At 70.3% G+C, this 21,231-nt stretch carries 29 protein-coding genes and 1 tRNA gene; 16 read left to right on the forward strand and 14 right to left on the reverse strand.

The features are described 5' to 3' along the window. Positions 1–11: 11 nt before the first annotated feature. The 9 genes from GXY35_07450 (at position 12) to GXY35_07490 (ending at position 8,179) form a co-directional block, all read left to right on the forward strand. The gene (locus GXY35_07450) at positions 12–1,055 is read left to right on the forward strand and encodes a DUF2099 family protein (protein NLW94409.1); all 1,044 of its coding nucleotides are present in this window, start codon (positions 12–14) and stop codon (positions 1,053–1,055) included. A gap of 144 nt (positions 1,056–1,199) precedes the next feature. Then, a complete protein-coding gene (locus GXY35_07455; protein NLW94410.1) occupies positions 1,200–2,951 on the forward strand; it encodes a methyltransferase domain-containing protein in 1,752 nt (583 codons plus the stop codon). Continuing rightward, positions 2,948–3,700: an ABC transporter ATP-binding protein gene (locus GXY35_07460; GenBank protein NLW94411.1), complete on the forward strand. Its 753-nt coding sequence runs from the start codon at positions 2,948–2,950 to the stop codon at positions 3,698–3,700. The genes GXY35_07455 and GXY35_07460 overlap by 4 nt, the downstream gene beginning before the upstream one ends. Continuing rightward, entirely contained in the window at positions 3,697–4,485 is a 789-nt protein-coding gene (locus GXY35_07465) for an ABC transporter permease (GenBank protein NLW94412.1), read from the forward strand. Before GXY35_07460 ends, GXY35_07465 begins: the two co-directional genes overlap by 4 nt. Next, positions 4,482–5,366, forward strand: coding sequence for a hypothetical protein (locus tag GXY35_07470; protein NLW94413.1), 885 nt, complete (start codon positions 4,482–4,484; stop codon positions 5,364–5,366). The genes GXY35_07465 and GXY35_07470 overlap by 4 nt, the downstream gene beginning before the upstream one ends. Positions 5,367–5,530: 164 nt before the next feature. Further along, positions 5,531–5,773 carry a ferrous iron transport protein A gene (locus GXY35_07475; protein ID NLW94414.1) on the forward strand — a complete coding sequence of 81 codons (243 nt, stop codon included), beginning with the start codon at positions 5,531–5,533 and terminating at the stop codon, positions 5,771–5,773. After that, positions 5,770–7,479, forward strand: coding sequence for a ferrous iron transporter B (locus tag GXY35_07480; GenBank protein NLW94415.1), 1,710 nt, complete (start codon positions 5,770–5,772; stop codon positions 7,477–7,479). The genes GXY35_07475 and GXY35_07480 overlap by 4 nt, the downstream gene beginning before the upstream one ends. A 124-nt stretch (positions 7,480–7,603) precedes the next feature. Then, positions 7,604–7,933, forward strand: a complete 330-nt coding sequence (locus tag GXY35_07485) for a cupin domain-containing protein (GenBank protein NLW94416.1) — start codon at positions 7,604–7,606, stop codon at positions 7,931–7,933. 51 nt (positions 7,934–7,984) lie between these two features. Next, positions 7,985–8,179 carry a hypothetical protein gene (locus GXY35_07490; protein ID NLW94417.1) on the forward strand — a complete coding sequence of 65 codons (195 nt, stop codon included), beginning with the start codon at positions 7,985–7,987 and terminating at the stop codon, positions 8,177–8,179. A gap of 107 nt (positions 8,180–8,286) precedes the next feature. Here the strand turns inward: GXY35_07490 and GXY35_07495 are convergent. After that, positions 8,287–8,363 (reverse strand) — tRNA-Val (locus tag GXY35_07495). A 145-nt stretch (positions 8,364–8,508) separates the two neighbouring features. Here GXY35_07495 and GXY35_07500 point away from each other — a divergent pair. Next, entirely contained in the window at positions 8,509–10,005 is a 1,497-nt protein-coding gene (locus tag GXY35_07500) for a tetratricopeptide repeat protein (protein ID NLW94418.1), read from the forward strand. Positions 10,006–10,057: 52 nt separating this feature from the next. Continuing rightward, positions 10,058–10,615, forward strand: a complete 558-nt coding sequence (gene efp / locus GXY35_07505) for an elongation factor P (GenBank protein NLW94419.1) — start codon at positions 10,058–10,060, stop codon at positions 10,613–10,615. Between the two features lie 221 nt (positions 10,616–10,836). Here the strand turns inward: efp and GXY35_07510 are convergent, their stop codons facing one another. Beyond that, positions 10,837–11,064 (reverse strand): dodecin domain-containing protein, encoded by a 228-nt coding sequence (locus GXY35_07510; protein ID NLW94420.1) that lies wholly within the window; start codon positions 11,062–11,064, stop codon positions 10,837–10,839. A 37-nt stretch (positions 11,065–11,101) separates the two neighbouring features. After that, entirely contained in the window at positions 11,102–11,893 is a 792-nt protein-coding gene (locus tag GXY35_07515) for a sugar phosphate isomerase/epimerase (protein NLW94421.1), read from the reverse strand. A gap of 57 nt (positions 11,894–11,950) precedes the next feature. On the opposite strand from GXY35_07515, the gene GXY35_07520 reads away from it, so the two are divergent. From GXY35_07520 to GXY35_07535, 4 genes are all read left to right on the forward strand, one after another. Next, positions 11,951–12,850 carry a radical SAM protein gene (locus tag GXY35_07520; GenBank protein NLW94422.1) on the forward strand — a complete coding sequence of 300 codons (900 nt, stop codon included), beginning with the start codon at positions 11,951–11,953 and terminating at the stop codon, positions 12,848–12,850. A gap of 3 nt (positions 12,851–12,853) precedes the next feature. Further along, entirely contained in the window at positions 12,854–13,327 is a 474-nt protein-coding gene (locus GXY35_07525; GenBank protein ID NLW94423.1) for a carboxypeptidase-like regulatory domain-containing protein, read from the forward strand. Between the two features lie 61 nt (positions 13,328–13,388). Next, complete coding sequence (locus tag GXY35_07530) at positions 13,389–14,444, forward strand: D-alanine--D-alanine ligase (protein ID NLW94424.1); 1,056 nt, start codon at positions 13,389–13,391, stop codon at positions 14,442–14,444. Between the two features lie 32 nt (positions 14,445–14,476). Then, positions 14,477–14,656, forward strand: a complete 180-nt coding sequence (locus GXY35_07535) for a hypothetical protein (protein NLW94425.1) — start codon at positions 14,477–14,479, stop codon at positions 14,654–14,656. Positions 14,657–14,664: 8 nt separating this feature from the next. On the opposite strand, the gene GXY35_07540 is transcribed toward GXY35_07535, so the two are convergent. The 11 genes from GXY35_07540 to GXY35_07590 form a co-directional block, all read right to left on the reverse strand. Continuing rightward, a complete protein-coding gene (locus GXY35_07540) occupies positions 14,665–15,102 on the reverse strand; it encodes a thioredoxin family protein (protein NLW94426.1) in 438 nt (145 codons plus the stop codon). A 22-nt stretch (positions 15,103–15,124) separates the two neighbouring features. Continuing rightward, the gene (locus GXY35_07545; GenBank protein ID NLW94427.1) at positions 15,125–15,721 is read right to left on the reverse strand and encodes a hypothetical protein; all 597 of its coding nucleotides are present in this window, start codon (positions 15,719–15,721) and stop codon (positions 15,125–15,127) included. After that, positions 15,705–16,115: a hypothetical protein gene (locus GXY35_07550; GenBank protein NLW94428.1), complete on the reverse strand. Its 411-nt coding sequence runs from the start codon at positions 16,113–16,115 to the stop codon at positions 15,705–15,707. Before GXY35_07550 ends, GXY35_07545 begins: the two co-directional genes overlap by 17 nt. Positions 16,116–16,126: 11 nt before the next feature. Further along, positions 16,127–16,774 (reverse strand): DUF4136 domain-containing protein, encoded by a 648-nt coding sequence (locus GXY35_07555; protein NLW94429.1) that lies wholly within the window; start codon positions 16,772–16,774, stop codon positions 16,127–16,129. Between the two features lie 26 nt (positions 16,775–16,800). Next, a complete protein-coding gene (locus tag GXY35_07560) occupies positions 16,801–17,772 on the reverse strand; it encodes a hypothetical protein (protein NLW94430.1) in 972 nt (323 codons plus the stop codon). A 26-nt stretch (positions 17,773–17,798) separates the two neighbouring features. Beyond that, positions 17,799–18,164: a YraN family protein gene (locus tag GXY35_07565; GenBank protein ID NLW94431.1), complete on the reverse strand. Its 366-nt coding sequence runs from the start codon at positions 18,162–18,164 to the stop codon at positions 17,799–17,801. A 29-nt stretch (positions 18,165–18,193) separates the two neighbouring features. After that, positions 18,194–18,520, reverse strand: coding sequence for a 50S ribosomal protein L19 (rplS, locus tag GXY35_07570; protein NLW94432.1), 327 nt, complete (start codon positions 18,518–18,520; stop codon positions 18,194–18,196). After that, on the reverse strand, positions 18,517–19,266 hold the full coding sequence (gene trmD / locus GXY35_07575; GenBank protein NLW94433.1) for a tRNA (guanosine(37)-N1)-methyltransferase TrmD: 750 nt from the start codon (positions 19,264–19,266) through the stop codon (positions 18,517–18,519). The genes rplS and trmD overlap by 4 nt, the downstream gene beginning before the upstream one ends. Positions 19,267–19,291: 25 nt before the next feature. Further along, positions 19,292–19,516 (reverse strand): KH domain-containing protein, encoded by a 225-nt coding sequence (locus GXY35_07580; protein ID NLW94434.1) that lies wholly within the window; start codon positions 19,514–19,516, stop codon positions 19,292–19,294. A 19-nt stretch (positions 19,517–19,535) separates the two neighbouring features. Continuing rightward, positions 19,536–19,817: a 30S ribosomal protein S16 gene (gene rpsP / locus GXY35_07585; GenBank protein ID NLW94435.1), complete on the reverse strand. Its 282-nt coding sequence runs from the start codon at positions 19,815–19,817 to the stop codon at positions 19,536–19,538. A 147-nt stretch (positions 19,818–19,964) separates the two neighbouring features. Continuing rightward, positions 19,965–20,429, reverse strand: a complete 465-nt coding sequence (locus GXY35_07590; GenBank protein NLW94436.1) for a universal stress protein — start codon at positions 20,427–20,429, stop codon at positions 19,965–19,967. 269 nt (positions 20,430–20,698) lie between these two features. Between GXY35_07590 and GXY35_07595 the strand changes: the two genes are divergently transcribed. Further along, on the forward strand, positions 20,699–21,166 hold the full coding sequence (locus GXY35_07595) for a GAF domain-containing protein (GenBank protein NLW94437.1): 468 nt from the start codon (positions 20,699–20,701) through the stop codon (positions 21,164–21,166). The last annotated feature ends 65 nt before the right edge of the window (positions 21,167–21,231 follow it).

The raw sequence follows: 21,231 nt of genomic DNA on the forward strand, positions 1-21,231 counted from the left end.
GAGGAGACGGGGTGAACGCCGCGCCGGTGGATCTCCATCTCGTCAGATACTTTTCCTCGATCGTGGCCATCTCCGGGGGGCGGGTCGTCGCGGCCAGCACGCCCACGATTGCGCGCTGCCCCCTCGCGCGGCGCCTGTACGACGGCTTCGATTGCCCGCGCGGCAACGGGGAGGCGCTCAGGCGGGCGGTCTGCCGGGTGATCGAGTCGAAGATCCGGCGCTACGGCTTCTGCACCCCTCGAAGGGTGCTGCGCAGCGGGACCTCCGCCATCCCCTTCGGCGCATCCGAGATGCTGATGCATGCGCTGCGGAAGCGAACGATAGACGCCGCGGTCGTGGTCTGCGACGGGGCGGGGACGGTGATCTGCTCCGACCCGGAGCTCGTCCAGGGGATCGGCGCCCGGATGCACACCGTGCTCTTCACGACGCCCATCGCGGCCGTCCGGCAGCGGATCGAGGCCGCCGGGGGGCGCGTGCTGTATCCGGATGCGTCGATCGACCAGGCGGGCGGCGTCGAGAAGGCCCTGCGGCTCGGATTCAGGGCCGTGGCGGCCACCGTGCGGGGAAACGACGCCGGCCTGCTGGCCGGGTTCGCGGCGATGGGGAAGCGCTGCGGCGCCTCGATCACCTCGCTGGTGGTCTGCACCACGGGGATGGACGCCCGCCGCACCGGCGCGATACTGGCGCACGCGGACCTCGTCTGGGGGTGCGCTTCGGAAGCGGTGCGCGCGCGGATCGAGCCCCGCGCCCGTATCCAGTTCTCGAGGGCGATACCGGTCTTCGTTTTGACGCGCAGGGGCGCGGCGTTCGCGGCCGCCTGCTCGAGCGATCCGGATCGGATCGAAAACCTGGACGGGCAGAGGCAGTACCTGATCGCCCTGGGGCGCCGGGGGCCTCGCGTGCGGATAGGGATGTTCGAGGCGCGCATCAACGAGGCGCGCCTGCCGGCCGCCGCGCGGGAGGCGCGCGAGGGGCGGTGCGACCGACCGCGGACGGGGGGGAGGGGCGCGCCCGACCGTGCATGCGGGATCGATGCGGAAGAAGCTGCGCCCTGAGCCGCCGGGGAGGCGCGGCATCCTTCCTTTGCCTGTGCGCGGCCGGATGGTGTAGAGTTACGCCGCACAGCGGCGCTGCCGAGGGGGGCGGTCGAACGTTCCCGCCCTGACGCGACGAGCATGAACCGGCCAGATGCACCGAGGATGAAAACGTCCGCACCGAAGATGAAAACGTCCGACGTGGAACGCCTGCTGCGGGAGGAGCTGCGCACGGTGACCGGCTGCACGGAGCCGGCGGCCATCGCGTACGCGGTGCAGTGCGCGAAGCGCCACCTGTCGTGCGACGCCGGCCGGGAGCGGGTCCGGGTGGCGCTCCGTCTCTCCCCGGAGGTTCTCCGCAACGCGTCCACGGCGGTCGTCCCGGGGATCGGAAGGCGGGGGATACGGGCGGCGGTGGTCGCAGGCCTCCTCTCCTCCTCGGTTGGATTCGACCCGTTCGCGGGGCTAAGGGTGCCGCGCACGCACCCGCTCCTCTCCCGTCGCGGCTGGTTGGCGGTCGCCCCCTTCGCGAGGCGCGGCATCTACATCCGTGCCGCGATCACGGTCCGCGACGAAACCGTGACGGCCACCGTCGCGGGGCGGCACGACTGTATCGTCTCGATTGAGAAGAACGGCAGGGTGCGGTACCGCGCCGTCCCGCGGCGGCGCGCGGCGCGGCTGAACGGGGTGCGGGAGATCGAGGCGATCGTGCGGCGGCGTTCCCCCCGCCTTGAGAGGATCGCCTTGGATTTCATCGCGCGCCAGGTGAAGGCCGACCCGGGCACACCGCTCGAGGACGGGGTCGCCGGGCTTGTCGCGCGGAGGATGCTCGGCCGCCCGCTCCCCGTTGTCACCGTCACCGGCTCCGGGAACCAGGGGATCTTTCTCGGCGTCCCGCTTCACGCGCTGCACCGGAGAGTCGGCCGCCGCGCCCTGCCCGCGGTCCTCTTCTCCCTGCTGGCGCAGATCCACCTGAGCCGGCGCCGCAAGAGGATCTCCGACGTCTGCGGCCTCGGCGTCAAGGCGGCACCCGCGCTCGCGGCCGGACTCGCCTACGCCCGCGGCGATTCCGTCGCCTCCATCGGCCGGATCATGGCCGAGGTCCACGACCGGCTGAAGGGGATGCCCTGCCGCGGCGCGGAGCCGGGCTGCGGGGCCAAGGCCGTCCGGGCCCTCCGGTGCGTCTTCGCGGCCGCGGGGAACCCGGCGGAGGCGGCGCGCGACCGCGGACCCGCGGGGCGCGGCACCCAGGTCAGCCGCCGCGCCGCACCCCCTTCCCGGCTCGAGATCGAGCGGAACCACGCCCGGCTGCTGGAGCGGAACATGCGCTTCCGGAAACACGGGTACGACTTCTCCAGGAGCATCCGCTTCGTGCTCTCTCATGCCCTCCCCCTCTCCGGCGCCGTGCTCGAGATCGGCACCGGTAAGGGGCGTTTCCTCAGCGCGCTGGCCGCAAAGGTTTCCTCCGTCACCACAGTGGATATCTCCCGCTCCGAACAGCGATTCGCCCGGTTGAACGCCGCCTGGGCGGGCGTCGGGGACAGGATCAGGTTCATGGCCGGGGACGTTGCGCGACTGGGCTTCCGCGACGGCACGTTCGACGCGGTGATCTCGATGAACGCCCTTCACCATTTTTCCGACCCGGTCGCGGCGGTGCGCGGGATGGCGCGGCTGCTCAGGCCGGGGGGGAGGATCGTGCTCAGCGACCTGGACGCCTCCGGGTACCGCATCTTCGACCGCGTCTTCGCCGCCGAGGGACGGGCGCACGCGCGGTCCCGGTTCCGTTTCGGGGAACTGGCCGACTGCCTGCGCGGGGAGGGGTTGCGGGTCCGGCGCTTCCGCGCGGAGCGCCAGGAACTGCTGATCGCCGAGCGAAACGGCCGTGGCGGCGTCACCCAAGAAAGGAGACCGCAATGAGCATCGCGATCGACGCGCGCGACATCTCCGTCCGCTTCCGGGATCGCGGCAGGACGGTGGAGGCGTTGCGCGGCATCAGTCTGCGCGTGGAACGGGGGGAGGTGTTCGGGTTCCTGGGCCCCAACGGCTCGGGGAAGACCACCACCATGCTCGTGCTGCTCGGCTTCATCGCCCCCCACGCCGGCCGGGCGGCCCTGTTCGGCGAGGACGTGCGCACGCGCATTGCGCGCGCGCGCATCGGCTACCTCCCCGAGAAGGCGGAGACCTACCCGTTTTTGACGGGGCGGGAGCTGCTTTGGATGGCGGGGAGGATCTTCGGGATCCCGCGAGGGGCGCTGAAGCGGAGGATCGGCGAACTCCTGGACCAGGTCTCCCTTTCGGCCGCGGCCGACCGGAGGATCGCGACCTACTCCCGCGGCATGCTGCAGCGCATCGGCCTGGCGCAGGCGCTCATGAACGACCCCGACCTGCTCGTCCTGGACGAGCCGACCGGAGGCATGGACCCGATCGGCCGGATGGCAATACGCCGGCTCATCGAGGCGCTGCGGGCCCGCGGCAAGACGGTGTTCTTCTCCTCGCACGAACTCTCCGAGGTGGAGCGCGTCTGCAACCGCGTCGCCGTCATCGCCGAGGGACGCATCGCGGCGCGCGGCGCGATCTCCGACCTTGTCCCGGCGGGCGAATCGCTCGAGGGGTATTTCCTGAAGACGATCACGGAGGCCTCGGACCGGGAAGGGGGTGCCTCGTGAGGCGGGCGGCGACCATCGCGTGGGTCGTATGGCTCGAACTGCTCAGGCGCAAGGAGCTCTACGTGCTTCTGATCCTGCTTGCCACGCTCCTCTGCGCCTTGCTCTCGGCCGACGTCTTCGGGCTGGGGACCACGGCACGCTACGTGTTGGACCTCGGGCTTCTGCTGGCCTGGATCTTCACGCTGGTGCTGGCGGTCATCGTCGGCTCCCGCCAGCTGCCGGACGAGGAGAAGAGGGGGACGATCTACCCGCTGCTCGCCAAGCCGCTGACCAGGGCGGAACTGCTCCTCGGCAAATGGCTGGGCGTATGGTCGGCCGTCTCCTGCGCGAGCGCCGTCTTCTACCTGCTGGTCGCGGGCGTCGTGCGGGCGTACGGGGGCTCGTTCGGCTGGCCGGCGCTGGCGCAGGGGTGGGCCGCGCACCTCGCGGGGCTGGCGGTGCTCTCCGCGCTCGCGCTCGCCTTCTCGACCCGCATGACCAGCGGGGCCGCCGCGTGCATGAGCTACGTGGTCGCCGGCGCGTCCCTCTGCGTCCTGCCCCGCATCCCGGAGATGCTCTCCGGGGCGAGCGGCCCGCAGGCGGCGCTCCTGTCGGCGCTCTACTACCTGTTCCCCCACATCGAGCTGTTCGACCTGCGCCTGCGCATCGTCCACGGATGGGGCACGGTGCCGCGCGGCGTCTTCGCCCTCATCCTCGCCTACGGCGCCGCGCTCACCGCCCTCCTGCTCCTCGTCGCGTGGCTCGGCTACCGCCGGAAGCGTTTCGACCGGGGAGGCGCTGCATGAACCCGCCGGCCGCAACGAGCCGCCTTCTCCCCGCCGCGGCGGCCGTCGCCCTCGCCGTACTCGCCTTCTCGCTCGCCTGCCGGCTCACGACCGATCCGATCTTCGTCCGCTGCGCCTCGCCCCCCCTCATCGGCCGGCTCCTCGGGGAGAGCCGCCGCGCCCTCGGCGGCGCCATGGTCGAACAGGCCGACCGGTACTTCCACCGCGGCATCGGCCACGCCAGGAAGAGGGTGCCGATGGGGTTCATCCAGCGCGCGGCGGACCACGTCAACCCCCGTCTCCCGGAGCATCTGGAGGGCCACGAGATCGACGAGATCATGCCCTGGCTGCGCATGGCGACCCGGCTGAACCCCCGCGACGTGGATGCCTTCCTCGACGCCGCGTTCTGGGTGGATGCGCGACAGGGGGGGCGGCGCGACCTGGCGCTGGGGATCCTCGCGGAGGCGCGCAGGCACAACCCCGGCGACTACCGGATACCGATGCAGCGCGGGCGGGTCCTTCTCCGCGGCGGCGAGGTGCGGGCGGCGGCGCGGGCGTTCGACGCCGCGCTCGCGATGTGGGAGACCACCGGGGGCGTCGACCAGGCGCGAAGGGAGCTGGACCGGGCCGCCCTGCTCGACTTCCGGGGATTCGTGCACGAGCTGGAGGGGGACCAGGCGGCGGCGCTCGGCTGCTACAGGGAACGCGCGCGGACGCGGTCCGGTGTCAACGGTTCGCAGGCCGTCATCCGCGAGATCGAGGAGGGGCGGCGGTCGCGCCGCGACGCTGAGCGGCAGCTCGCGGTGTTGATGGGGAGCGCGGTCGATCCCGACGAGCAGTGCCGCCATGACGAGGACCACGGCGAAACGCACGAACACGCCCACGGGGCGCACGCGCACTGACCGTGCCCCGCGCGCCCGGACGCGGCGTCCGCCCCGTGGAATGTCTCCTTCCCCGCCCCCGTCTGTTTCCCGTCCCCCCCCTGTCTCCGTCGTTCCATTTTCCTGTGGCGGGCGGCTCGAAAATCATCCATACTGTGTTTCCTCCGGATCGGAATATGCGCCCTATGGCCAAGAAGATCGTCTCTCTCGCCGAACTCGATCCCCTTCAGCACGGCAAGATCAAGGAGATCAACGGATGGCCGAACTTCGTCCGCCGCCTCGAGGCGATGGGGCTGCGGCCGGGCAGGCGCGTCATGAAGATCAGCGGGCAGTTCCTGCGGGGTCCCGTCACCGTTTCCGTCGGGCACACCTCCATGGCCCTCGGGCACGGGATGGCGATGCGGGTGATGGTCGAGATCGAAGGATGAAGACGGTCCTTCTCATCGGCAATCCGAACGTCGGCAAGAGCGTCTTCTTCTCCCGTCTCACCGGCACGCGGGTCGTCGCCTCCAACTACCCCGGAACCACCGTCGGGTTCACCAAGGGACGGATGGCCGTCGGCGGGGAGGTGTGCGAGGTCGTCGACGTCCCCGGCGTCTACTCGCTCTGCCCGACCAGCAAGGCCGAGGAGGTCGCCTGCGGGATGCTCGGCGAGGGCGACGTCGTCATCAACGTCGTCGACGCGACGAACCTCGAGAGGAACCTCTCCCTCACCCTCGAGCTGATGGAGCGCGGCATCCCCCTCGTCGTCGCCCTGAACATGTGGGACGAGACCGCGCACCGGGGCATCAGCATCGACACGGCGCGTCTGGAGAGGATGCTCGGGGTGCCGGTCGTCCCCACGACCGCCCTCACCGGGGAGGGGTTCAACCGCCTCGTCGAGCGGCTTTCGGAGGCCCGCGCCCCGTCCATCGGCCCGCTCGGGCGCGACGAGCGCTGGGGGGCTATCGGCACCATCATCGACCGCGTCCAGCGGCTCGAGCACCGCCACCACACCGTGCGGGAAATCCTCCAGGAGCTCACCATCAAGCCCTGGACCGGGATCCCGATCGCCCTCCTGGCCGCCGCCGCCTCGTTCAAGGCGGTGCGGCTCATCGGCGAGACGTGGATCGCCTGGATCGCGGACCCGTTCTTCAACCGGATCTGGTCGCCGCTGCTCGCGCGCCTCGGCGTCCTCCTCGGCCCCGGCGTGCTCCACGACCTCCTCATCGGGAAGCTGATCGACGGGCGCGTCGACTACGTGCAGTCGTTCGGCGTTCTGAGCACGGCCCTCTACGTCGAATTCGCGATGGTGCTGCCCTACATCGTCTCCTTCTACTTCGTGCTGGGGGTGCTGGAGGACTCGGGCTACCTCCCGCGCCTGGCGATTTTGATGGACACCCTGCTGCACCGGATCGGGCTCCACGGCTTCGCGATCATCCCCGCCCTCCTGTCGTTCGGCTGCAACGTCCCCGGGATACTCGCGACGAGGGTGCTCGAGAGCAGGAGGGAGCGGTTCATCGCCTCGACGCTCATCTCGATCGGCATCCCGTGCGCGGCGCTCCAGGCGATGATCGTCGCCGTGCTGGGGAAACACGGCCTCCTGCCGGTCGCGGCGGTGTACGCCATCCTCGCCGCCGCCGTGCTGGCGCTCGGTTTCATCCTCAACCGGCTGATCTCCGGCTTCAGCCCCGAGCTTTTGCTGGAGATTCCGCCGTACCGGCTCCCCCCCCTGTCGCTCCTCCTGAAGAAGACCTGGTGGCGGGTGGGTCAGTTCATCAAGGAGGCGTTGCCGGTGGTCGTGGGCGGCGTGCTCGCCGTGAACCTGCTCTACATGCTCGACGTCTTCTCCGTCCTCGCCCGCCTCGCCGCGCCGGTGGTGCGCGGCCTCCTCGGGCTGCCTGAGGAGGCCGTCGTGGCGGTCGTGGTCGGGGTCCTGCGGAAGGACGTCGCGATGGGAATGCTCGCCCTGCTGCCGCTCACCGTGAAGCAGCTCGTCGTCGCCTCCGTCGTCCTGGCGATGACGTTCCCCTGCGTGGCCACCTTCGTGGTCCTCTGGCACGAACTGGGCTGGAGGGACATGCTCAAGTCCACCGGCATCATGCTCGTCGCGGCCCTGTGCACCGGGGGGCTGGTCAACCATCTCTGGCGGTGAGCGATTCCCCCGGCCCGCTCGCGCCGGACGCCGTGGCGGGAGGCGTTCCGGGCGCCTTGAACCACACGTTGTTTTCCGGCATACTCTGATCGGGCGTTGCGCCCGGCGGAAGGAGGATGCGCAGATGATCCGATCGAAAACCGCGAACCTGTACGAGATGATGGAGTTCCCCTCCGAGGGGGTCTTCAGCAAGGTCGTCGCGCGCGGGGGGATGTCGAACCACACGCTGATGTGCCTGGCGAAGGGGACCGACATCTCCGAGCACACCTCCTCGCGCGAGGGGACGGTGACGGTGCTCAAGGGGACGGGGACCTTCGTGTTGAACGGGAAGAAGATCCGCATGGAACCGGGCGTGTGCATCTTCATGCCCGCGAAGGCCCCCCACGCGCTGCGCGCCGACGAGGATCTCGCCTTCCTCCTGTCGCTCTCCGGCAAGGAGTCGAAGCGCGGATGAGGTTTGCGGCGGCGCCTCTTCCCGCAGATGCGCGTGGATGAGAATCTGCGGATGGGGGCTTTCTCCGCGCGCGCACGCGCGCAGGCCGGGCGAAACCTCGATCGCGTCTTCTGCCTCTTCCCGCGACTCGCGGAGCGGCGCGCGCAGAGGGCGGGCACCCTGAGCGGCGGGAGGATGGATCTGGAGGGCGCGGCAGGAGACCTCGCCGGCCGCGACGAGATCAGGAAGGCGTACCTGGGCGCCTAGGCGCGCCCGCGCAGCCGCCTCAGCCGGATCCGGTTTCGGCCGAACGTCCCGCGCGAAACCCCCTCGTGCGCCGCTCCCTTTGCGGGCGCCGCGCGCGTCGCGCGGCATGGTGGGCGGTGCAGGATTCGAACCTGCGGCATCTACCGTGTAAAGGTAGCGCTCTAGCCGGCTGAGCTAACCGCCCCGGATTCCTACTGTAGCACAGCCCGGACACCGCCGGGAAGGGCGCAAAGGCTCACGCGCCTCTTCCCGTCCCAGCGGCGCGCGCCTCGCGAGGCGAGACGCCCCCGTTTGATCGGGGAACGAAGCTGTGCTATCATATCGGTGCGATGAAGATCCTCCGCCGCCTTCGGGGCGCCGCGCTGGCGCTGCTCCTCGCGGGCTGTCACCCCGCGCTGCTCACCACGCAGCGCCCCTCCGAGGAGTTCTCCCTCTACCTCGATCGAGGGCAAACCGACGCGCGCTGGGACGGCAGCGTCGGGAAAGGGTTCGGCCTCTTTGCCGCCGGCGGCCTCCCCGCGGCCTCGCGGCAGTTCGAGAAAGCGGTCTCCGCCGGCTGCGACGACGGCCTCGTGCTCTTCCACCTCGCCGCCTGTAGCTACGTCGCGGGCGGGAACGCCCGCGCCGGCGAGCTCCTCCGCGCGGCCATCCCCGCCCTCGACGCGCGCTACGCGGGCACCACCTATCCCGCCCGCGCCCGCAACCTCAGGGCGATCGCCCTGATGGACGAGGGCAGGACCGCCGAGGCGGAAGGAGCATTGAAGGAGGCGCTCCGCAAGGCCCCCCCGCTCGCCGAGACGCACAGCAACCTCGGCAAACTGTACGCGGCCCAAAACCGCCAGGGGGAGGCGTTCCTCGAGTTCGAGCAGGCGTTGCAGCTCGACCCGAACGACGCCACGGCGCGGCTGAACCTCGGCTTCCTCTACGCGTCGGAGGGACGGCACGACGAGGCGCTCGCCGAGTTCGACCGGATACTGCGCCTGTACGCGGACGATCACCGCGCGCACTACGCGAAGGGGCGGACGTTCATCCAGATGGGGTTCACCGACGAGGCGATCGGGGAGTTCCAGGAGGCGGTGAGGCTGCGGGGCGATTTCTTCGACGGGCACCTCGCGCTGGGGCAGGCCTGCGCCGCCGCGCAGCGGTGGGCCGACGCGGAGACCGCCCTCCTGCGGGCGATCCGTCTCCAGCCCCGGAACCCGAAAGGCCAGTACGCCCTCGGCAGGATGTACGCGCAGAAAGGCGACGGCGCCCGCGCGATCAAGGCGCTGCGGAAGGCCGTGCGGACCGACCCGCTCTTCTTCGAGGGGCACCTCGCCCTCGGCGTCGCCTACGCGGAGGGGAACGATCACGAGGCCGCCCTCCTTGAATTCACGAAGGCGGTCGAGCTCGACAAGAAGTCGGCGGTCGCCTACCGCCACCGCGGGCGGGCCCTCTTCCAGCTCAACCGATTCGGGGACGCGCTGAAGGATCTGGGCCGGTCGCTCGATCTCGAGAACGACAACCCGGTCACGCTCCTCTTCATCGGCCGGAGCCACTGGAAACTGAAAGACTACGAGCGCGCCCGCGAGGCGCTGAAGCGCGCCACCGCGGCGGACCCGGGGAACGCGCATGCGCACCTCGCCCTCGCGGAGATCGCGGAGGAACAGGGCGACCACGAGGAGGCGATCGCCGAATACGCCCGCGTGACCGAACTCGTCCCCGACGCCGCCGACATCCAGTACAAACTCGGCAAGCTCTACGACAAGGCGGGGAGGAAAGACGAGGCGTTCAAGGCGCTGCAGAAGGCGGGGCCGTACCTCGAGAGGATCGGGACCACACGTTGAGACGCCGGGCCGAGGGGCGCGGCGCGACGAAGACCAGGGGGGCGCGCACACGATGGCGAACGCAGTCGATCTGAGGAAGGGGATGGCGATCCTCCACCAGGGGACGCCGCACATCATCACCGAGTACCAGCATGTCACGCCGGGAAACTGGCGGGCCTACGTGCAGGTGACGATGCGCAACGTGAAGACGGGGAGCTCGACGCAGGCGCGCTACCGGACCTCCGAGACGGTGCAGGTCGTGGATCTCGAGAGCCGGAAACTCCAGTACCAGTACCGCGACGGCGACGGGTACGCCTTCATGGACCTGGACGACTTCTCCACCCATCTCCTCTCCTCCTCGCTCGTCGGCGACGCCGCCCGCTACCTCAAGGAGGGGGACGAGGTCGGCGGGCTCTTCCACGGCGAGGAGCCGATCGAGCTCGAGCTCCCCACGAGCGTAATACTCGCGGTCGCCGCGACGCCGCCCGGCTTCAAGGGGGATTCGGTGAGCAACCTGCAGAAGCCGGCGACGCTCGAAACCGGCTACGAGCTGAGCGTGCCGCTCTTCATCAAGGAGGGGGACCGGGTGAAGGTGGACACGCGGACCGGCCAGTATCTGGGGAGGGAGTGACCCGCTCGGGTCGCAGCTCCCGGATCTCAGATCTTAGATCCCGGATTTCAGATCGGATTTCGACTCACCGCTCCTGCATCTTGGCCATCCAGCCGAACGACGGCGTCGCACAGCCGGTTTGTAGCGTATCGGTTCCGGCCCCGCCCGCGGTCGGCAAAACGGGGAAGCCGCCGGCGCGTGAGGCGCGCACCGGCGGCCGTTTCGTTTCCGTCCCCCGTCGATCAGGCGTTCTTCAGCTCCTCGGGGCTCAGCAGCCTGAAGCCGATCCGCACCTTCGCCTGGTACTCGCTCACCGTCCCGTTGTCGATGCGTCCGCCGATCTTGTCCACCTCGAACCACCCCATCGCCTTGATGCTCTTGCCCGCCTCCTCGATTGCGTTCTTGGCGGCGTCGGCGAAACCCTTGGACGAGGTGCCGATGACATCGATGGTCTTGTACGTCTTGGCCATGCGCTCCTCCTTTCGGGGCGGGGGTCCGGAGCCCGCCTCAGGTGAAATACTCCGGGTGTGCCTGTATGAATTGAATCGTCTCGGCAAACGCGTCGAGGTCGTGCGGTTCGAAGGTGAAGACGGGGCGTATGCCGAGTTCCCTGCGCAGGGCGAAGAAACGCGCGAAGTCGATCTCGCCCGTCCCGGGCGCGAGATGGAAGTCCCAGTCGCCCCGGGTGTCCGTCAAATGGACCTCCTCGATCCGATTCCCCCAGCAGGCGAGCCACTCGTCGAGCGGGGTCCTGCCGTACAGGTGATGGTGGGCGATGTCGAAGAGGAGCCCCACGTTCTCCTCCCCGGCCGCGTCCACCGCGTCCAGGATGAGCCCCGGCGACGGCTCGAAGGTGTTCTCCACCAGGATCCGGATCCCCTTCTCCGCCGCCTCCCGGGCGATGAGGCGCAGGGAGGGGACGAAGAGGGCGAAGTAGCGATCCGCGAGATCGCGCTTGTTCAGGATGTCGAAGCCGGTGTGCGCCACGAGCGCCCGGGCGCCGAGCGCCTCCGCGAAGGCGATCGACTGACGGTAGCGGCCGACGGAGACCTCGCGTATCCGCGGATCGAAGGCGCCGAGCGCCATCTCGGAGATCGGGCCGTGCACCCGGCGGCCGAGCTTCGCCGAGTCGAGCAGCAGGCGCGCGGCGGAGACCCGCCCCGGGTCCAGGTCGTGCAGCACGTCTCCGTCGGCGAAGACCTCGGCGTTCACCCGCTGCCGCCGCGCGAGCTCCGCGTGGGCGAGGAGGAAGTCGAGCGGAACGGCGAAGTAGAACCGCTGCTCCACGGGCTGATTCACGGCTGCCCTCCCGGACGGTGGTACGTTATAGTATAGCGGCGACGGATGCCGACGACAATGGAATACCGCACCCCGCAGTTGAAAGGCCCCTCTCCCGCGCCTTCCGCCGAAGGCGCCGGGGCGGTCCGGGAGATCGTGTGCCGCAGCATCCTCAGTCCATCGAGGATCCCGGGGGCCGACTACTCGATCAACCCGTACATCGGCTGCCTGCACGCCTGCGTCTACTGCTACGCCCGGTACATGCGGCGCTGGTCCGGGCACGAGGAGCCGTGGGGGACGTTCGCGGACGCCAAGATCAACGCCGTCCGCGTCCTCGTCCGCCAACTGCGCCGGACCAGGCCGTCGCGCATCTACCTCAGCTCCGTGACCGACCCGTACCAGCCGCCGGAACGCCGCTACCGCATCACCCGCGGCATCCTGGAGACCCTCGCGCCCCTCCCCCACTCCGTCGGGATACAGACCAAGTCCGCGCTCGTCACACGCGACATCGACCTCCTCCGCGCCTTCCGCGACGTCTCCGTGACCGTCACCATCACGACGAACGATCCGCGCGCCGCCGCCCTGCTCGAACCCGGCGCCCCGCCGGTGGCGGAGCGGCTGCGGGCCCTCGAGACGCTCGCCGCGGCGGGGATCGACACGGCGGTCTTCATCGCCCCGGCGATCCCGCTCGTCGCGGAGCGCGGCATCGCCCCCCTCGCCCGCTTCCTCGCCGCGGCGGGGGTGCGCCGCGTGCTGCTGGACGACCTGCACTACCTCCCGCGCCTCGCCGGGCGCCTTATCCCCGCCCTGCGCGCCTGCGTTCCGGAGGCCGCGCAACGGCTCTGCCGCCGCGTGGAAGATTGCCCTCAACAAACGGCGCGGATTGTTCTAGAATGCTGCCGCGCGCACGGCATCCGCTGCGACGTGCTGTTTCCCCTCCGCGGCGGAAGCCGAAGCGCGCGAAACGACGGGGGGTGAACGATGCGCATCGTCACGGCGGTCGCGGCGGCGGCCTGCGCCGCGGCGCTGACGGCGGGGTGCGGCTGGCGGATGGCCGAGTCCCCGATACGGGTCAGCGGGCGGGTGATCGACGCCGGGAGCAAGGAGCCGGTGCCGGGCGCCTGCATCGACATCGCCGACGAGCGCGAGAAGCTGGAGTTCGCGCTCAACACCGGCGTCCTCACGAACAAAAGCGGTTTCTTCGACACCGTCTACCGCCATACCTACGACCGCTGGACATGGCTCGGCGTCCCCGTCTGGTGGCTCCCCACCGTCCCGGAACGCATCTACGTCGAGGTGCTGGGGGAAGGCTACCGCCCCCGCATCACCTCCGTCGAATACCGCGCCACGCTGACCGGCACGGAGAAGGAGCCCCCCCCGGTCGCGCTCGATTCGATCGCGATCCACCGGCGCGCCGCCGCGGGGAAACGCGCGCGCGCGGGGGAGACGGAATGAGCCGCGCACCCGCGGCGCCGCGCCTCGTCCGCCTCCACCCCGTGCGCGGGGGCACGCCCCGATGAGACGCCTTCGAATCGCGGTCATATCGGGCGGGCGCACCGCCGAGCACGAGATCTCCCGCCTCACCGGCGCGATGGTCATCGCCGGTCTCGACCGCCGGAGGTACCTCGTCAAACCGGTCGTCATCTCCCGCGACGGAAGGTGGCACGCCGCCCGCGGCTTCCCGCCCGCCGGACAGACGGCCGGGAGGAGGCGCTACGGGCCGGCGGGGGAGGCGATCACGCGCCTGGCGCGCGACCGCGTCGACTGCGCGTTCATCGCGATGCACGGACCGTTCGGGGAGGACGGCACCATCCAGGGGATGCTGGAGATGCTGGATATCCCGTACACCGGTTCGGACGTCTGCGCGAGCGCCCTGGCGATGGACAAGATCAAGACGAAGGAGATCTATGCCTTTCACGGCATCCCGACGCCGGCGTTCCGCCTCATCGACGCGGCTGAGTGGAGGAGCGGCGCCGCCGGGGTCGTCCGCGACGTGGCGCGCCGCGTCGGGTTCCCCTGCTTTTTGAAGCCGGCGCGGCTCGGGTCGAGCGTGGGGATCTACCGCTGCCGGTCCGCGTCCGAACTGCGGCGCCGCATCCCCCTCTCGCTTCGGTACGGGAGCCGCCTGCTCGCGGAGGAGCTCGTCGAGGGGGTGGAGGTCACCTGCGCCGTGCTGGACCGCCCGCGCCGGGGATCCCCGACGCCTTTGCCTCCGACGGAGATCGCGCCGCGGAGCGGCGCCTACTTCGACTACCACGCCAAGTACACCCCCGGCGCGAGCGCGGAGATCACCCCCGCCCGCATCGGCGCCGCCCTGAACGCCCGCGTGCAGGCCCTCGCCCTGCGCGCCCACGCGGCGTTGGGCTGCGCGGGGATGTCGCGGACGGATATGATCGTCAACGGCCGCCGGATCAGCGTGTTGGAGACCAACACCATCCCGGGGATGACGAAGACCTCGCTGCTTCCCCAGGCAGCCCGCGCGGCGGGGCTCAGCTTCCCGCGCCTGCTCGACAGGATCATCGCCGTGGCGATCGAACGGCACCGCGCCAGCCGGCGCGTCCTGACGCGCTGAGGCGGCGCGACCCGCGAGGGAGGAGGAGGACCATGACGGAAACGGCGTGCGTCCGGCTTGCGGCCGCCTGCGTGCGCGCGGCGCGCCCCGCGGAGCCGGCGGGACCCGCCGCGTGGACCGCGCTGAACTGGGCGGGGGTCTGCGTCCAGACCGCCCTCTTCATCCTGGCGCTCGCGTGGCTCTGGAGACTCGCCGGCCGGGGGCGGGACTGACCGTTCCCTCAGCGCCCGGCGGCGAGCGCCTTCTGCATCTCCTCGGCGAACCGGGCCGGCGGCTTGAACCCCACCACGCGATGCGCCGCATTCCCCTTGGCGTCGAGGAAGAGCACGGTCGGGAGCGCCGGGATGCCGTAGGCGCGGGCGGACGCCGGATCCTTCCCCGCGTCCGTCTTCGCCGCCTCGAAGCTGTTCGCCAGCGCCCGCACCCCCGCGTCGCCGAACGTCTCCCGATCGAGACGCGCGCACCAGCTGCACCGGCTCGAGCTGAAATACGCCATCACCGGTTTGCCCGAGGCCGCGGCGCCGGCCAGCGCCGCGGCGATCGAGTCGTGCCAGCGGATGCCGTTCCCGCGTCCCTCCGTCGTCGCCTCCGGCGCGCTCCTGCCGCAGCCGGCGAGCGTGGCAACGAGGCCGAGCGCCGCGATCGTCCGTCTCGTCATTCGTCCCTCCTTTTCAGCGGGTCTAGAAGAGCCCCCAATACCCCAGCATGATCAAGTGCAGCATCCGTATGATGAAGGTGAGCAGCGCCGCGACCGCCACGGCAACCGCCGCCGTGGTGAAGATCGACTCGACGCTGTCGACGAAAGCGGCGCTGAGCACGTAGACGAGCAACAGCAGGGCCAGCAAGAAATGATGCCAGGTCCTGAGCGGCTCGGGCACGATGAAGGCGCACAGCGCCATCCCGGCGAGGCACAGCAGCAGCAGCCCCATCGACACCGCGCGGCCGCCGAGGTAGGCGATCCGGCGCAGGATGAGCCATCCGGCGATCGCCGAAACGAACAGACTGACCGCCTCGGCGACCACCATCAGCGGGGGCAGCGGCGTGAACGGGTGGTGCCGCGCGCAGAAGTCCGCCCATCCACCCGGGCCGAGCCGCGTCTGCGAGCCGCAGCAGAGACAGCTCCCCCGCGGGGAGGCCCTGAACGGGAAGAGGATCCGGTAGCCGAGGAACAACCCCGCCGCCAGCGCCGTCGAGACGCCGAAGGTCGTCGAGAGGCGCCCCAGGCGCTTCCCCTTGAACCGGCCCAGGAACGCCCGAAGGTCACTCGAGATCCCCATCCGCATCCTCCCCCCGCCGGCCATCCCCCTCGATCCGGTCGAGGAGGCGCGCGATGTTTCGCAGGGACGCCTCGGTCGAGAGGGCCAGACGCAGGAGCTCCGACAACGCCAGGCAGCCCAGACACAGCCCCGCCCCGGCCGCGACGCCGACCGCGGCGAACAGCACGTTCCCCTCGCCGGCGAGGCGGGAGGCCGCCACCCCTCCCGCGAGGCCGGCGACGGCGCACACCCTCAGGGCGAGCACCGCCAGCTGCGCCAGGATGCCTCCGCGGGCCGGCGGCGCCTCTCCGCCGCTCCGGCGGAAACAGCGCAGGCACAAGGCGCTCCCGTCGTCCCCCTCATAGGTGAACGGCCCCGACGGTATCGTCGCGCCGCACCGCTCGCACACGGCCATCGTCCATACCCCTATCGATCGATGATGCGCCCGCTCGCGCGCTTCTTGCCCGCGGAGGCGCCCTCGAGCTTGCTCATGACCTGGTCGAGCAGCAGCCGGATCCCCCGCGCCGCCACCTCGTGAGGCAGCCCCGTGTCGTCGAGGGAGATGCTCCCCTGCCAGATCGGCTCCCCGGTCGCGGTGTCGGTCATCCGGACCTGCAGGGCCACCCTCGAGTTGTTGTGCTGCCGGTACTTGTAGGTGGAGCACCTGTCCACCTGCCCCATCACCAGGGCATCCGCCTTCAGGTCCGCCCCGACGCGGAGCACGTCCCTGCGCGGGAGGATGCCGGCGATCTTCTCGCCGCGACCGCCGAACCGCTCCGCGACCTTCTCCGGCCCGATGACCGAAAACCCCACCCGATCCCTCAGCTCCTTCGTGAATATGTCGCAGAGGACCTTGCCGTTGTCCCGGGTGATCCGCTCGGGCACGCCCATCAGCGTCTTGGTCTCCCCGCGCGTCACGTAGTACTCCATGAACGGAATCACGGCCGCCCTGCGGATACGGCGGTGCTCCTCGAACGCGGGGAAGGTCTGAACCCGTATCGTGTCCTGGTGCATCCCCGTGACGCAACCGGCGCAGCACAGAAGCGCCGCCCCGTACCGAATATGCCTTCGCATCCCTCACCCCCCGGCCCGTCGCCGTCTCAACCGTCCGAACCGCCCAAACCGTCCTCGACGCCCTTCTCCCCGTCGGGCTGCGGCGCGATGCGGATCAGCCCGTAGAGCGTCGCGTCGGGGATCCGGTCGGCCTCGCCCCAGTTCAACCGCACCGCATCGGCGGAGTCCATCGTGTAGCTACGATACGGCGCCTCCCGCCAGTAGGGCCCCACGGCGCTGAGCGTCCGGTGCCCGCGGGGTCCGAACCCGTCCCCCGGCTCCTGGACCAGCCGCCCCCGCGACACGACGACCGTGAAGCGGCCGATCCTGTCCTTGAGCCCCACGAACCGGTTCTCCGCGTCCGGGGCGAGGGAGCTGCCCCATCGCGTCTCGCGGCCCATCCACGGGCGGAGCGAGAACCTGCGGGCGGAGTACGCGCAGAAACCGTGCCCCCACGCCCCCTCCATCAGGAACCGCACGATACCCCACGCGTCCTGCCCGAAATCGGCCCCGTCCTCCGCGTCCCGCATCACCACCCGCAGGGTCACGTCGAATCTGCCGTCGGACCGTTCGGCGCACGAACCGTCCAACGCCTCGGGGACGACCCGCTCCCGGGCGGGGGCGCCGGAGGGGTTCTCGCGGAAGAGCTCCCGCAGCGATCCGGCGAGCGCCTCGCCGAGGCCGTCCGCCGCGAGGTAGCGGGCCCCGACGCGGACCAGGCCGTCCCTGCCCGCGAGCCGCTCGCACTCCGCGATCCTGTCGTCCAGCGTCTCAAGCGTCTTGCCGTCGGTGAAGAACCGGTACCCCTGCTGCCGGGAGGTGATCAGGAGGCGCTTGGCCGCGAGGTAGGAGGCGAGGGCCGCGTCGTAGTCGCCGTCCGCCGCCGCATCCTCGCCGAGGCGGAGCGCCTTCCCCGCGCCCATGGACTGGTCTATCGCGCGCGGGAGTGAGCATCCGGCGGCGGAGAACAGAAGCGCGGAAACCGCGGCACGTACGAACGGCGCACGGAAACAGCTCATCGCCCCGCCCCCTCCTCCGCGCCGCGTCACTCCCCGGCGCGGAACGCATCGCGTACGAGCGTGCAGTCGCCGTCCCCCTCGGACGTCCATCGGATCCCCACCACGTCGAAGCGCGTCCGGGCGTGGCGCAGGGAGCAGACACTGAGGTACCGTTCGGCGGCGCGTTCGAGGCGGCGGCGCTTGACGGCGGTCACCGCCTCGAGCGGCGAACCGAACCTGGCGCTGCTCCTCCCCTTGATCTCGACGAAGACGACGATCTCCCCGTCGCGGGCGATCAGGTCGATCTCGCCCCGGGGACAGCGGAAGTTCCGCGCGAGTATCCGGTAGCCGCGCCCGCGCAGGAAACGCGCCGCCAGATCCTCCCCCCTGTCCCCAAGTCCCCTGTTCCGCACGGCCGCACCCGGCGGAAGCCGCTCCCGCCTCAGCGCTTCTTGCCGCTCGAACCCCGGCGGGTGTAGTAGAGCTTGGCCCGGCGGACCGGCTCCCGCTTCGCCACCTCGATCCTGGCGATCTTCGGCGAGTTGAGGAGGAAGACGCGTTCGACCCCCTCCCCGTAGGATATCTTTCTGAGCGTCGCGGAGGCGTTGATGCCGCTCCCCTTCCTCGCGATCACCTGCCCCGTGAAGACCTGCAGCCGTTCCTTGTCCCCCTCCGTGATCCTCACGTGCACCTTGAGGGTGTCGCCGACCCTGAACCCCGGCATGCTTTTCTTCAAGAACCCCTTCTCGATCTCCTCGATGATCTTCATCCGCGTCTCTCCTTGCCTTCCGTGAGGCCGCCCCGAAGCTCCGCCAGGAGCGACCGGTCCTCCCCGGTGAGCGGCGCCCGCCCGAGCAGGTCCGGCCGCCGCTCCAGCGTCCGCCGCAGGGCCTCGCGCCGGCGCCACCGTCGAATCTTCTCGTGGTCCCCCTCGAGCAGCACCGCGGGGACCTCGAGCCCGCGGAAACTCCGCGGCTTCGTATAGTGCGGGTAATCGAGTACCCCGCCGCAGAACGAATCCTCCCGAACCGACCGCGCGTCGCCCACCGCCCCGGGGATGAGACGGACCACGGCGTCGATCAGAAGCATCGCGGCGAGCGACCCGTTGCTGACGACGAAATCCCCCACGGAGATCTCCTCGTCCACCAGCAGCAGGCGGGCCCGCTCGTCGATCCCCTCGTAGTGCCCGCTCACGAGGACGAGGTGCGTCTCCCGGGAGAGCCGCTCGGCGGCGGCGTGATCCAGCGGCCTCCCCTGGGGGCTGAGCAGCACCACGCGGCTCCCCTCGCCGCGCACCGCCTCGACCGCCGCGGCGAGCACCGGGGCCGTCATCACCATCCCCGCCCCGCCCCCGTACGGCGTGTCGTCGACCGTTCGGTGCCTGTCCGCGGCCCAGTCGCGGAGGTTGCGTATGGAGAGATCGAGGATGCCCTTCTCCCTGGCGCGCTTCATGATGCTCTCGTCGAAGTAGCCGGAGAACATCCCCGGGAACAGGGTCAGCACGTCGATTTTCAACGGTGGCGGTATCCCCCCCGGGGCGCTACTCGATGATCTCCAACTCCGCGGGCAGCCCCTTCCGGGCGGCGGCGAGGAGGAGGCGCATCGCCTTGATCGTCCTGCCGCCCTTTCCTATCACCGCGCCGATATCGCCCGGATCGAGGCGGAGTTCGAAACGCGCGAGCCGGTCGTCGTCCCGGTGGGTCACGGTCACGCGCTCGGGGCGGTCGGCGAGGGCCGCCGCGACATACCCCACGAACCCCTCCATCGGAACCCTCCCCCGCCGTCTACTTCGCGGCCCTGCGCGCGCCCCCGGCCCCCTTCTCCTTCTTGATCCCCTCCTTCTTCAGCAGGGTCGCCACCGCGCCCGAGACCTGCGCGCCCACGCCCAGCCAGTAGGAGACGCGCTCCTTCTTCAGGTCGAAGTTCTTGTCCTTTTCCAGGGGGCGGTACGTCCCGAGGATCTCGATGAAGCGCCCGTCCCGCGGGGAGCGCTTGTCCGTCGCCACGATACGGTAGTAGGGCTGGTTCTTCCTGCCCATCCTTCTCATCCTAATCACAACCGCCATCTATGCTTCCTCCCGTTGTGTGATGTGGAGCTGTTTCCCGCGGAAGACGTTGCGTTCCGCCGGGAGGGCCGCACACGCAACCCCCGGCCCGAACCATGGAGTATACCACAAGGGGCGGGATCGCCGCGCACTATTTTGGCCCCCGCGTCACGGCATCGTGAACCCGTGTCCGGGGCGCCTGACGCTGAGCACCGGGCAGGGCGCCTTGCGGACGACCTTCTCCGCGGTCGACCCGAACATCGCGTGGCTCAACCCGGTGCGCCCGTGCGTCGAGAGCACGATGAGATCGGCCCGGCGCTCCTTGGCTTCGCGCACGATCTCGACGAACGGCCGCCCCTGGACGACCGCGATATCCGTGGGGATGCCGCCGGGGACCCTCGTGGCGGCGATCTCCTCGAGCCGGGCGCGGGACTTCTCCCGGATCTCCTCGAACATCGCCTCGGTCGGGACATAGGGGGCGAAGTAGGCGGGGTCGCTGAGGAACAGGTCGACCACATGCAGGAAGACGAGCTTCGCCCCGTACCGCTGCGCGAGGCTCGCCGCGTAGTCCAGGGAGTACAGCGAGAAGTCGGAAAAATCGGTGGGGAAGAGAATGGTCTTGAGGGTCATCATACGCCACCTCCCGTGTCCGGCGGGACCGCGTCCCCGCGTCGCCGCCGACAGTGTACCGCACCGGGGCGGGGAGGGGCAAGGCGGAACCGCCGCCGTTTTCCGTAAGGGGACAGGTATGGGGTGCGCACCGTATTCCCCTCCCCCCTTGCGGGGGAGGGTGAGGTGGGAGGGACAATGCACCCCGTACGTGTCCCCTTACCCTTTTCCCTCCCTTCCCCTTGCGCGGCCGTCCGCAGGCGTGTACATTGAATCGGCAAAGGAGGAGACGAATGACGGCACGGACAATCTACATCGACGAAAGTCTCCCGGACCGGGTGCGGGCGATCATGGAGTTCCTCCTCAAGGCCGCGATCGAGGCCATCGGCGCGGACGGAAGCTCCGTGATGCTGCTCTCCCCCGGCGGCGATATCCTGACCATGGTGGGCATGGCGGCGCGCGAAGCGGGGGTCGCCTCGAACATCGGGATCTCCGTCAGGAAGGGGGAGCGGGTCTGCGGCAGGGTGGTGCAGACGGGGAAGACGGCGATCATCAACGGCGACGTGCAGCGGAACCCCGATTTCTCGGGTGTGAAGAAGTACCAGGAGATCAAATCGGGGATGTCATCCCCCCTGCGCCTGAACGGCCGGATCCTCGGCGTGCTGAACCTCAAGCGGATCATGATGGACGCCCCGTTGAACCCCACCGAGGCGCGGATCGCCGAGGCCCTCGCCTCGGTCGCGGCGGGGCTCCTCGCCTGAGGCATCGCCGGACAGGCCGGCGCCGTGCGGCATGGTCCGCGCCCGCACCCGCGGGGAGGGCCGGC

The sequence above is a fragment of the Chlamydiota bacterium genome (genome assembly GCA_012729785.1).
Lineage (GTDB): Bacteria > Auribacterota > Tritonobacteria > UBA1439 > UBA1439 > UBA1439.